The following is a 12,559-nucleotide window of genomic DNA, read 5'->3' on the forward strand; positions in this document are numbered from 1 at the left end:
CGCTGAACGGTCGGACGCCTCTCCCAAAGAGCGGCCGCTTGTGTGCTGCAACACGCCTTTCGCTAAAGGTTAAGCGTGCGGCGAGTACGACTTATTCAGAAGGCGATTTGACTCTGGCAGTCGCGCGTCGAACCGCTGGCTTCGTGGTCAATTCACGTAGTCCGATCAAAAACTCGAACGCTTTTTCGTTCTCACGCGTCACTTGAAATCCGAGCTTGCGATGGAAAGCGATAGACAATCGGTTCGTCTTGTAGACATGACTTTTAAGCTCACCGATCCCTCGTTCTCTCGCCAGCGTCGCCATCTCCGCGAGCAACTCGATTACAACGGCATACGTTCGATGCAAGGGATGTGTGCCAAATGCGCCAACGAACCAGCAGGTCCCTGAATCCGGCCTAAGCATTGCGTAGGCGACGAGTTTGCCTTCTCGTCGCACTGAACACACCTCGCTGATCTCCAAGGACTTTCGCAGTCGTACCCGGTGCTCGTCTACGTTAAAGGCGTCACCCGCCCGCTCCGTGTGTTCGCGTAAGGTCAGCGCATCAAGCGCGAGGAGTTCGTCGACAGACGGCAGCATATCGGGGGACCAGAACGAAATAGATACAATCAGCAAGCGTACTTCGAATGGGAATTTTTGCCAATTCACATCGCCGCACTGGCCTCGTTCCTGGCCGGCGCGCTTTGGATGCGGATGACATGTTTGCCCCACCATCCCCTATACAGCCAACCGAGAGCGATTTGCGCAGACTACTTTTTTTCTTTCAGCGGGAGAGATATGAAGTACGTGAGTGTCGTGTCAGGTCTGATCATCCACGGTGACTATATCCTTGTTGGCGAGAAAGTAGATCACGATCACGCCCCGCCCGTTAGGGTAACCTTTCGCTCATCGCTGGCCGAATGGTTTCAGGATTAAGGTGCTGCCGCGAACGTACCTCGCAGAAGCGCGCGGAACGCAGCAGACATCGCTTACTCTTCATGCTTCGCAACGGTCGTGAAAAGCTATCCACGCCGCGCACGTCGCAAGGCGTCCGCAGTCAGTTGTTCGGCAGTGTAATCACCCATCGCAGCATTCCAGAGTGCTGCTCCGGCTTCGACCAACGACTCCCAGTCTTCAGCAGGAATCTTTCCGTTAAGGTCCGCAAGAACCCGTGCCAGCTTGACCATGGCCCGAAGCGCATCTGTTTCGTTTTCTGTTGAGAATGCACACATTATTGCAAGCGCCATTGCTGGTTCCATGTGCGTCTCAATATCCAAGGTGATGCGCGTCCGCTGCGCATTGAAAAATGCCCAAAGGAGTTACCCGCAGGGGTACCCGGAGAGACAGCCGGTTTGATAGCTGCTTGAAGATTCAGGATAGGGCGTTGGAAACGATTTTCCAAACTTTGCATTGAGTGGTTGTGCAATCCACGATTGGGAGTGGTCTGGTCGACCTTGGTTTGCAAACTCTTGTACGTGCACCAGAGAGGCGGACATCCTTCACGTATCTTCCGACCTACTGCATCGACGCCAGACTTTCGCAACAAGAGGGTCTGCATAGTTGACCGTCATCGCGTCGGTGAAGAGCCGGGCAGGCTGGATGTCGTCGCCACTCTTCACATCAGCTTCGAGCACGGTTTTGGCAACAGTCTGCGCTTCTATTGCAATTGTGAGTCTCTCGAACCAGCTGGCGTGACACGCATTGCGCGCAAGCCATATGCGCGCGGATTCAACAAGTGATTCGGGTGACAGCTGTTTCCCGTCCAATGCATAGGCAGCAAGGTCACTGACGGCAAGATAGCAGCGCAGGGATGCAGCCTGTTCGCGGGTCAAGGAATGCGCACCGGACATCATCTTCCTGATAACTCTGTTTGTCTATTCGCTCACGCAGCACGTTCGGCGTGGTTGCGCCGCGAAGTTCGGGTTCTCCGGGGGCTGCCCGCTCGGGAGTATCCACCGCTTAGTACACTAGATACCTACCATGAGGCCTCTCTCAGAGAGATTTTCGTGGCTGTCGTGACCGCGTTATGGAGCCGTGTATTCCGGTGAAGGAATAGTCAGCAATTCAGATGAAAGTGTGTAAATCCAGGCGTGTGCGCCCTGCGTCGCGCCCAGCGCCGAATAGCCATTGCAATTGCATGACACGGCCTTGGGCGTTCACACATTTGGAGTAGCAAGTGAGTGCCACTGGTTGACTAGCTCAAAGTTCTTGCGGAACCATGGTCCGCGAAACACGCCAAGACCCATCCGGTGGAGACGGCTGGCGTACTCGCCCATCAGCCAGAAATGACGGATTGAAACGAACGCCATGATTGCTTCGAAATCAGCCGGGGCTATCGGCGCAACGGTGCGATAGCCGGTCACGAAATGTCTCCACTTGGTCTCAACCTTTTCGTCCGGTCGTTCAAGCTGCCAGCCTAGCAAGTTGTTCCAGAGATAAACAGCCAGGTCATAGGCCAGATATCCGGGGCCACCATCGTCGAAGTCAAAAAATGACGCAACTCGCGCTCCCTCGGGCCCATCGTTCATGTGGGTGTTCCAGCCATGGCAATCGCCGTGGCATGCGACGGGTTGCAGGTCGTTGAGCGTAGCAATGCGCTCTTCAAGGCTAAGCGCAATCGAGTTCAGCACCCCGCGAACCTCTTCGTCGATGTCTTTGATAGCTAACAGACGCGCGAGGGGACGGCGCAGAAGATGGTCGAAGTCGAGTTGGTAGTTGCTCGGCGGCCCCTCGTAGTCTCTCGAAAGGACATGAATGCGTGCAAGCTCCGCCCCCATCACTGCGATGTCTGTAAGGTCATCGCCAGGCGGCTTACCTACGAGAAAATCAAAGACCACAAGCGAACGTGGTCCTTCAGGCGCGGCAACCTCGACGCTGAGCGCGCCGCCATTTGCTACCCAAGGCGCCGCGACCGCTGCTCCAGCGCGTTTCAGGTGTTGAAGTAGCGCAGTCTCGTAGTCGACGTTCGGCGCACCTCTTTCTAGCCGAGAGCTCAGGCGCGCGATGCAGCGTCGCCTGTCAGCCAGAGCGACCTCGTAGATGTCGTTAAAACCCGACTGCAACAACGTGCAATCATCGATTGGCCCGATTTCGAAAGTCTGCTCAAGCACTCTGCGAATCTCGTCGCCCCCGATGGTCGAGTAGACTGCCCGTATCGGGCTTGAACCATCCGTCTGAGTGGCCAGCATCATCGATATCCCTCGCGAAAGAGCACCCACGTGAGATTATGCTCCTCCTGTTCGGCCGAAAAAATCGCTGATTCATATCGGAACGGCGCTCTTAATCGCGACTTAATGCATCTCGCATCGCCATGCCAGTCATGGGTACGCACACGCACGTATTTAATATGCGCCAATAGAGCCACTCTTCACTTTTTCTTCCGAGCTTGACACGGCTGCTGTCTCTTCCTATCTTTACGGCGTGGGCTAGTTGCCGCCCGTCAGCGTGTGCGCTCCCATCACGGGGGTACGGCAAAGGCAGATTCCGCAGCTCCTCAAAACCGAGTTTCCGTCAACGAGCCCGGCAAAGCACACCGTCGAAATGGCTCTGTCGACTGGAGACTGGTATGTCCTCCCTTGGCCGATTGCCCGTGGAAGCGCAAGCTTCTTCTCTTGTGTCGTTCCTTGCTCAAGCACAGCACATCCTTCCCCTTCCCATTGCTCTTGAAATCAGCGCAGCAATGCGTTCGACTGACGAGCCGCCGCCGCGCTTTTTGCAAGTCGCGTTAGCTGGTTACGGTATCCGAATCAAATACTCGTCCTGCCTGAAGGCTGTCGCATTGATGGATGGCTTTCAAGGACACGTTTCGAGACCGAGACCCGTGTGGCTGACGGCCCATTACATGTTCGACACACCGGCCTTTACGCCTCGGGTAAAGCGTCACAGCAAAATCCAGGACGCAACTGCCGACCTATGCTTGCAACTCGCGGGAATCCTCTCCAGGGCCGGAGAAAGGCCATACGGTTATGTGAATCGCGCTGATGACTATGTCGAATTCATATTCGTAGGAAAGCCGCTGGTTGGAGCGCGATATATTCTTGCCCGTAAAGAGCCTGACGACTCTCCGTCAAAGATAGATGAACAAAGTACCCTGAGGGCAATAGAGCGCGTTAGACGACTTATAGAGGGGCAGTTCGGTGGCTGGCTCGATGGCGCCGCGCAAGTTCCGGGTACGAACTCCGCCAGGCTCTGCCTCATTAAGGATGGCGTCCAGCTAATGACGGGCGCTGAGTCAAGCATTCTGGCGATTTATGAGCGCGATGAAGGTTACGAGCGTCAGGTAATGTCGTCAATGATGCGGCGTTCGGGTGAAAGCGTGCGCTATCAGGTATGTAGCGTCTCGGGCGATGGCAAACCAATACCTATCGACGACAAACTCGCCGAGCGCATGGGGCAAAGGCTGGCTACGTTCCACCGGGTCAACCGGACCGAACTTGCAGCCTTCATAGATGAAAAACATAAAGAGCAGTTTCAAGGTGGCTTCGGGGTCGACGCTATTAACGTAGGTCGCCTGAACGAACTGCTTGCTGCACGCAACATCTCAACCGAACAGGTGGCTGGGATGGTTCAAATGGACGCAGCTTCGTGGTCGTCAGCTCTGGCCAGACTGCAGTTGTCGCGTGAGACGCTCTTTAAATTGACAGAAGGTCTCGGCCTGCCTTCGGCTAACGACCTTTACTTTGACTCTCGCCGACCCATTAGCCAGTTCGTCGATGGCAAACAGATGGACGAATGGATGCGAAGTTTCGAACACTTACGTCTCGTCGTATCGGAAACCGCAAGGCTCTCTCCGCTCGCGCAGCGGCTAATCGAAAGGCTCCAGCGGCTGGACCGACGTGCAGATAACTCTGTTGTCTTAAAGGAAGTCTACTCACAAGCGAAGGCCGGCGGCCTGCAGTTTACGGTAAAGGTTGAGAGGAGATTTGTTCGGGACCTGCCGATTACCCGTGAACGACTTGCGCTAGTGGGTGAGCTTTCGCTCTGGGACATGAAGTTTTTCGACGCTCTACCTAAAGGTAAGGACCGTGCCGACGCAGACCCAGCCGCCACTCAGGCCTGGATCGAAATGAAGGACGCAAATCTTTCAAGCTTAAATTCCGTGGAAATTACAGCAAACGACTTGATAGCCCTTCAAACGGAGATTACCCAGAGATGTCGCGAAGGTAAAAAGCAGGGATGGGAAACAGCAACCCTGGCGTCAGCCAAGGTGTTTAAACAGACAACGAACCCAGCTCACACAGCACAAGCAGCAACACTGCGGGTGACTGCTCTCGGGCGGCTCATCCGGAGAGGGACTGTCAGAGAGTGGGTTGGCTTTCCGGATAAATCTGCCGACATGGAGTCCATCCCTCTAAATCTGTTGGAAGCTGCTGCACGGTGCCCCTTGATTCGGACGGGTGAGTTGGCCGAGGGTAACATCGAGTTCTCGTTCGACATACCATCGTTCCGCCGTTTGGCAGTTGAATTCGCTAAGCGAGGTTGAGGCGGAAAGCCGTGGCTGGCCGTCTCGGGAGGCCAGTCATTAGCCGAGACATGCGGAGCGCGACGGTGTCGGTCGTGGGGTGAGGGGATTGCGACACTCGAGAGTGGAGTATTGACGGACTTCGTCGGGACAGGAATGCTGTACAAATACTCAGTATCTTGTATTGAAGCTGTGAGTTACTGCAAACTGCCGGAGGAGCTGCGCTGGCGCACTGCTGCATGATTAAAGCTGGCCGCTGTCGCGGTCATCGCTCAGGCGGTCTGGTCCAAGGGACCAACTCTTCGCTCCGACACGAGCCGGGCGACGAAAGTTGTGGTAGCGCGGGTACTCGTGACGGTCCTCGGCGCAGTAGTCGGGCAAATTGTTGCGACTGGCCGTCTCGTGCACCGACAAGGACATGTCGGAAGCTGTTGCATCCCCCGCTTATAGAGCCAATCTGTCCTCCAGCGACGGCTCTGTTCGGAGCTTGCAGCGTTGTTGCTAAAGCGCGCACTCACTTTCGTGATTCTTCGACAGTCGAGTCGCTGTGATCACTGGCGAAGAGAATGGTTCCGGTTGCATGCGAGGATTTCGCCTTGTCGAGTCGCTGATGTTATTGACGGCGCCTTCGGCAAGCCCCGATTCTGGGTCGCGCGACCCATTCGAGTTCCCGGCATCCACGATACCTCTCCTTAAACGCGCCATCATCGGCGCCGAATTTTCACGAAGGTACGAAAACCGCGTCGGACAGTTACCACCTCGACATCAGTGCGGAAGCTGGCGGCTACAAAGCGCCGACGACTGGTCGGACATCGGGAACTTGCGACGCATTCTGACGAATCTGGGCTTTACTGTCGGACACGTCGAAGACCCGATACAGGCTGCGTATTTTCGGTTCGAATATTTCACAGACTCCCGCTTGCCCGGGAGCCTATTTATGAATGGCTGAGTTATCCGAAATATTTGCTATTTGCGAACAGGCTGACATTCCTCAAATGGGGGATGGCCTTAATCCAGGCCCCGATTATAATTCCTGCGCCCCTGAGAGATCGTTGCGCTGCATAGTTCGCTCGCCAACTCCGGGCAACACACCGACCGCAGGTTTCGACTCCGGAGCTGCAATGAACCAGACGCGTAATCCCCGACGTGCCCGCTATGTTGCCTTTGCGTTGACGGCCGGGCTGTTGCTTTCCCTAGCGCAACGTGGGTATGGCGAATCCGCACTTTCTGAGAAGCCGCCCGAATCGTCGCAGCCTTATCAGGGCAGCACGGCCGACAGTTGGGTTTTTATCAAGGCTGAGATGCCGCTTGCCGACCTGAGCGCAGTTGTCAACTCCGCTGCACCGACAACGTTCTCGGGAAATGGGAACGGCCACGGGTGCAAAAATTTCACCCTGTTTAGAATCTGGCACAAAGGAACTGGTGGAGCATGGTGTGGCGACGTCCACTACGATTACACGGTAACCCGTGGCACCATCGCCATATCGCCTGCACCGAACAGGACCGATGCCGTGCTTGCCCAACTAACTGTTTCACTCGACGGACATCTAACAGCGAGAGGCGACCTAGGCAAACACGCCGTGAAGGACAAGCATATCGTAGCGACCACCGCGCTCCGTTTGACGGGGAGCATGAAGCTGGACGACAAGGGGTGTCCTGCTGTCGATATCGAAACGGACTACAACTGGACGAGCCATCCGAGGCTTGAACTGGCTGGGGGCGTGTGGGTTGATGTGGACGACGCGGGCAACAAGGGAATCAAGCAGGTTTTTGACGACGCGCGTGAGAAGGTTCAGCAGGCGTTATCGTGCGACAAGTTCCAAAAAATGGTCGCTGAGCACTGGAAGGCATACACGTTTACTCTCCAGATAGCTCCGCAGCAGCCCAAGATGACAGTGGTCATGGTTCCAACGCTTCTGGGCGTGGATGGAACGCATGTCATCGGTAACAACGTCACCCTTGCCGCTTATGCGAAGGCCCAGACGCTCGCAACGACAAGCCCTGAAGCAAGCTACCCAGCTTCTGCTCCGAACGTCGTTCCGTTGGCGTCAGTTCCCGACGTGCCTACCATCGCCGTACAAGCGCCGCTGCTTCACGACGTGAAGTTACCAACGAGCTCCCTCAGCGTCGTACTTCCCGTCTTCCTCGGCTACCCGGAGCTCGCTGCCGCGTTAAAAAACTACGCTGTCGGGAAGACCTTCGGGCTGGCTATTGCCGGACACGATGTCGACGTGGCCGTTCTCGACGGTGAGATTTACCCGTCTGGCGAGTCCTTGGCGGTGGGACTTAAAATTAAGACAAAATTTCCTGGCAGGCTGTTCAATACGACTGGATGGGTGTATCTCACCGGGCGGCCAGTGGTATCAGCGGACGGCAACGCGCTGACACTCGAGAACGTGACTTTCTCGCGGCAACTCGACAACGACTTCTGGACGGCAGGGACCTTCGTATTTCAGGACCTGATACGGTCGAAGGTGCAAGAGGCCATTGCCAGCTCAATCAACCTGCCACAACGCAAAGACCAGGCGCTAAAGACACTCGTGAACACAGTCAGCTCCAAGGGGAAAGGCAACGGATATTCAATTGAACTTTACAATCCGCAAATTCGGCTAAATCGGGTCGTTGTGGCCGATTCGCTTGTAGTCGAGCCGCAGGTCGATTCAGCCCTGGTCATCAATACGGACCTTAAGGAGATTTACGCGTCGATGCAGGCAAAGCCAAAGTAACAGGCGCGCCGGTGCGTGTGGTTCGTTCAGACTTGCTTTTCGCGCCTTCGTTCGCGATGAGCACATGTCGCTAGTATCGATGTTGGCGGCGGTTGCATGTCGGACCGGAGGGCGACTGGTGAAGTTGTGACCACTCGCGTTCAATCTGGCCCAACCAGCTGGAATCTATCGTTCGGTCGAACCTATGTTGTTCTTGAGCGTCCCACCTTTTCCGAACCAGACGGCGGCAAAATGTGAGAAATCAGGAAAGGGACCCGGGTGCGACGCAGCGACGAGCGGCTCGGTGAACTGGACAACCGGTCTGCGACCTTGTACCTAGGTAGGGTCGGCGAGGTTGCGCCATCCTCGAAGGCCACCGGTCTTCTCACCGTGGAATTTCCTCAGGATGATGAGCGGCGGCCGACGATGCTGACCGATGTTCCCCCTCAATTTCTCGTGGAGACCAATCCTTAGGTTCTTGCTTCGTGAAAGGACGATGTTGCTTGTAGGCTTTGATATTAGGCATTGCACCTGTCTTGGATAAATTTGTGCACCTCTGGGTCTGTACGAAGACGCTCGGTATACCACGCGAATTCGTCGGCGAAGGGCGACTGTTCAACGAGGGTCGCCATTGCATTCGCGTCCCAGACATAGAGGAAGAACGCTTGAGGCTGAAGCTCCTTAAGAGGGCGTGCCCTATCTAAAAAGTGCTTTAGCCCGCTTGCCACCTGGAGACATAACGCTCGGAATGCATTGATTGCATCAATGTTGCGGGCGTTGCGGCCGATATGAGACAGACCATAGAGAATGGCGAACAGGTCGTCCCTTCCAATTACGCTGCCAGACACAACTGCTGTCTCCGCCCGCCTGCGCCAAGAGTCGATGCAGGTTGACACGATTTGCGCGTTATCAATATAAATGGGGGCATTCGCAATCTTGTACTGGTCAAGTAGTCGAATTTCCCCGTGGCACGTGCCTATGGTCACCAGAAAGTCCAAACCGTAGGTAAGAGGAATTCCGTCGAGAAATTCGACAGTGATAGAGGATGTCTGAGCACCGGTCCGTTGAATGCAGTTCGCAGCCAGTACGGCAACGGACCGACTATATTCGCGCGGAGACGATGCGTGAAATTCTTCTTTTGTGCATGACCGAATGAGCTCTCGAACGACCCCTGTGCAATCGATGGATTTCGCAGTGTCGATATATGCGGTCATATGATTGACCATCTCGGTAGCCCCTGCGTAGTCGAGGTCATTCAGCATGTTCCCAAGCTGGCTTGGTTCCGCTAGCATTTTGTGGACATCCGCGACTTCTTGGACCCCGGTAACCGAGGTCAAAGTGAAGAATCGAATAAGCCGTGACAACTCGGATAACCGAAGGTGGCTGCGGGGCGGGGAATTCGAGCCAGAGCCGTTTGTAATTGGGAACAGGAACTTGAGTGCAGCTGCAGCCGCCGCTTTGTCCGGTTGGTTTTCCGGCAAATGCGCCTGCCACGCTGTTCGCCTCTCTTCTTTCGTGCCCGAAAAATACATTGACCAATCAGCAGAGCTGGCCTCTTCTGCCACCGACCAGAAGAACCCCGTAAACTGCTCGGGGTTCTGGACCACCGCATCGCGGATTTTTGGAAACCTTTGAAACAGCGCTTCGGCCACGATGACGTCTGATGCGTTGACTTCGTGGATTGTGCTAGCCAAGCTGAGCATAAGACGATTCATGAGTCTCACGATATCCCGTGGATATCGGCAGAGGGTGCAAGTCAGCGTCGTTGCTTTCCCGAGAACCTCGGATTCGAAGGGTTCGAGTTTGCGATGAATAGACTCGAGCAGGTTGGAAATCTCACCGGAAATGTGAGATTGCAACTGCCAAGGAAAAGCCGGTGAGATGGGGTACGCAACCTGCACAATTTTTTCGATGTAGGCGTTTCCCCCTGCAGCGGGTCCACCGCCAAGACTTTCGCTAACCACGTTTCGGTCATACGCGAGCAAATAGGAGACGCGTGGGAAGTCCGCCACAGCCTTGATTGTTCGGAACACTGCCTTGATTTCATCGGGTGTCAAGCGGTCAAGGTCGTCGACGATGACGACAATGCTGCGGTCAAGCTTGGCGAGTGCTTTGATGACCTCTTTCTTTCGCTCACTTAGTCCTGCTTTGATGGATACGAGCTTTTCAGCTTCTTCAACCACCTTCTTGGCGTTGTCCACCGCCTCACCGGCCTTGGTCGCCAGTTTGCTGGCGTCGTGAAACGCGTTGCCAACCGTATCTGCAGCGACTCCAACGAGACTTACACCGGGCACATACTTGAGATATTTCAGGTGACGTAGTAATCCAGCGTATCCCAGTATTTTTCCTGCCGCCTCCAACGATTTTTTCGCACGCTTTTTGCCTGCGTCCATTCCAATGCCGGAGGCGAGTTCGGTCAGCAGGGCTTCGACCAGAGCATCCGCTCCAGCGAGCATCCATGGGTTGAACTCGACAACGATTGGAACGTCGTCAGTCGATGACTTAAGCGACTCGACGATATAGCGCACCACGGTTGTCTTGCCCGAGCCCCATGCCCCTTCGATACCTATGACCACTCCGGGGCTCTTTGGCGGTAGCACCAATAAGCGAGCGAGCTGCTCTGCAAACGGCTTTCGACTGTAGAGGTCATTTGCAATTTGCGGCTGGTCATGCTGGAACGCGGCAGATTGAGCAGAGGGCATTTGCGCAACTTCTGAGGAAAAGTTCCGTGTGAGGAAAGCACGATGCTAACCGTGAATGTCTATCCATGCACGCGCCCAGGCGAGTCCGGCCTGCTGCGCCTCGCCCTCTGTATCGAAATGACCCAGCACGCCGGATGCCTCAACAAGCTTGCCATTCTGAAAGATGGTCCCGCTTGCGGCATAGCGTTCCTGCATCAGGATGTCTTCCTGCTGCAGGATGGCATGTCCCCAGACCTTATAGCCGTTGTACCTCTCTGGCTCCATCAGCGCGTGACCTCAGCAGCCGTATTGCGGGAATCAACCCGAAGCACATTTCCCTCGGGCGTTATCTGGCGCGGAATGTCAGAGAAGTGAGGCGCGCTGCCGGGCTTCATTGCGAGCTTTGGCGCCGGCGCCCGGTGAGCCCGCGCCTTCGCGATGTGTCGTACGCCACCTGAATGCTTCGCGGACCTGTGCGCGGTCGCCGGGTGCTCAAGCGAAGCGCCCCTTGCTTCCGGCGGATTCCAGATTTCCTTGTACTCCTGAGTTGCAAATGCAGAGGACGTGAAGCCGAGCAGCAACAAAACACATCCAGAAAATCTCACCGTTCCTTCTCCCTGTTGCCTCGCTTTAACCAGTCACTGCACCGGACGCCTAGACCGACGCATTCGCCGTCGCAACCATGACAGTAATGTCGGTCGCGAACAGCGTCATCGACCTGCCAGGCTTTGTCGCTCGCGGACATTGCTGTCCCAACGGCGTGGCCATTTTCGCATGCGAAAAAGACAGGCTCACCGTTTTTCCCACGCCTCACCGCGTCGTCAATGGCCTCGTCGCCGAAGGCTGAGCGTAGTTTTGCCACGAAGGCGGCCAGCTCGGGCATCGGATGGCCGGCCTGCCGAACGCGTGCATCCATGAGTCAGACCTCGATTAAAAGTGCCAGTTCGCTGCCGCAAGATTGCGTGTACGATGCTGTATAAATATACAGGTTTTTTTACCTCCCCATGTCCACCGCTACCGTTCCCGCTGAGGAGATTCACCCGTCCCTGTGGCGAGCGTCCCAGCTCGCGCGCGGGCGTGGGCGGTTTCTGGAAACCGGGTATCCCGCGCTGTCGGCGGAGCTGCCTGGCGGCGGATGGCCCGTAGGGGCGCTGGTCGACCTGCTGGTCCAGCAAGCCGGTACGGGTGAATTGCGGTTGCTGCAGCCAGGGCTCTGCAAGGCCGGTATCCGTCCGGTCGCATTTGTGCAGCCACCCCATGCCCTCAACGGACTGGGGCTGCGCCACATCGGCCTTCCTGTCGAGCGGGTGTTTCGCGTGGATGCGGCGAAGACGGGAGACGCGTTGTGGTCGGTTGAGCAGATTCTCCGCGCAGGCAGTTGCGCCGCGATGGTTTTCTGGACGGAGTACGCGAAAGCGTCGTCGCTCCGACGACTGCACCTGGCCGCGCAGTCGTCTGAAACGCTTTTCGTGATGGTCAGGCCGCTCGCCACCGCGCAGGATTCGTCGCCAGCGCTCCTGCGATTGACATTGAGACCATCAGCCGACGGCCTGAGCGTCGATATTGTGAAACGACGAGGGCCGACCAGCGCAGCGCCTCTATCGATTTCCCTTCAACCCAGTCCAGTTCTGTTTTCCTCACATGCGCGCCTTCCTCGCCGTTCACTTGCCGACGTTGCCTCTCGCGATATCGCGACCGATACGCTCGTGTGAACTGGCAGATGGCAGCGGTGTAC

General features: G+C 56.1%; 9 protein-coding genes. 3 read left to right on the plus strand and 6 right to left on the minus strand.

Going from position 1 to position 12,559, the window contains the following annotated elements; genetic code table 11:
- Window positions 1-91: 91 nt before the first annotated feature.
- The 4 genes from P3T20_RS19905 to P3T20_RS19920 all read right to left on the minus strand — a co-directional run bounded on the left by P3T20_RS19905 (window position 92) and on the right by P3T20_RS19920 (window position 3,168).
- Window positions 92-646, minus strand: coding sequence for a GNAT family N-acetyltransferase (locus tag P3T20_RS19905; RefSeq protein WP_429287623.1), 555 nt, complete (start codon window positions 644-646; stop codon window positions 92-94).
- A gap of 353 nt (window positions 647-999) precedes the next feature.
- Window positions 1,000-1,236 carry a hypothetical protein gene (locus P3T20_RS19910; RefSeq protein ID WP_429287624.1) on the minus strand — a complete coding sequence of 79 codons (237 nt, stop codon included), beginning with the start codon at window positions 1,234-1,236 and terminating at the stop codon, window positions 1,000-1,002.
- Window positions 1,237-1,476: 240 nt separating this feature from the next.
- Window positions 1,477-1,809, minus strand: coding sequence for a hypothetical protein (locus tag P3T20_RS19915; protein ID WP_429287625.1), 333 nt, complete (start codon window positions 1,807-1,809; stop codon window positions 1,477-1,479).
- A 324-nt stretch (window positions 1,810-2,133) separates the two neighbouring features.
- Window positions 2,134-3,168: a phosphotransferase enzyme family protein gene (locus tag P3T20_RS19920; protein ID WP_429287626.1), complete on the minus strand. Its 1,035-nt coding sequence runs from the start codon at window positions 3,166-3,168 to the stop codon at window positions 2,134-2,136.
- Window positions 3,169-3,542: 374 nt separating this feature from the next.
- Between P3T20_RS19920 and P3T20_RS19925 the strand changes: the two genes are divergently transcribed.
- Together P3T20_RS19925 and P3T20_RS19930 are read left to right on the plus strand one after the other, a co-directional pair.
- Window positions 3,543-5,459: a hypothetical protein gene (locus P3T20_RS19925; RefSeq protein WP_429287627.1), complete on the plus strand. Its 1,917-nt coding sequence runs from the start codon at window positions 3,543-3,545 to the stop codon at window positions 5,457-5,459.
- A 1,100-nt stretch (window positions 5,460-6,559) separates the two neighbouring features.
- Window positions 6,560-8,164 carry a DUF4403 family protein gene (locus P3T20_RS19930; protein WP_429287628.1) on the plus strand — a complete coding sequence of 535 codons (1,605 nt, stop codon included), beginning with the start codon at window positions 6,560-6,562 and terminating at the stop codon, window positions 8,162-8,164.
- A 497-nt stretch (window positions 8,165-8,661) separates the two neighbouring features.
- Here P3T20_RS19930 and P3T20_RS19935 read toward each other — a convergent pair whose 3' ends face one another.
- Complete coding sequence (locus tag P3T20_RS19935) at window positions 8,662-10,845, minus strand: KAP family P-loop NTPase fold protein (protein WP_429287629.1); 2,184 nt, start codon at window positions 10,843-10,845, stop codon at window positions 8,662-8,664.
- A gap of 45 nt (window positions 10,846-10,890) precedes the next feature.
- Entirely contained in the window at window positions 10,891-11,109 is a 219-nt protein-coding gene (locus P3T20_RS19940) for a hypothetical protein (protein WP_074263772.1), read from the minus strand.
- Window positions 11,110-11,828: 719 nt separating this feature from the next.
- Here P3T20_RS19940 and imuA point away from each other — a divergent pair.
- A complete protein-coding gene (gene imuA / locus P3T20_RS19945) occupies window positions 11,829-12,536 on the plus strand; it encodes a translesion DNA synthesis-associated protein ImuA (protein ID WP_429287630.1) in 708 nt (235 codons plus the stop codon).
- The last annotated feature ends 23 nt before the right edge of the window (window positions 12,537-12,559 follow it).

It is taken from the genome of Paraburkholderia sp. GAS206C, assembly GCF_050435645.1.
In the GTDB taxonomy this organism is placed as follows: Bacteria; Pseudomonadota; Gammaproteobacteria; order Burkholderiales; family Burkholderiaceae; genus Paraburkholderia; species Paraburkholderia phenazinium_B.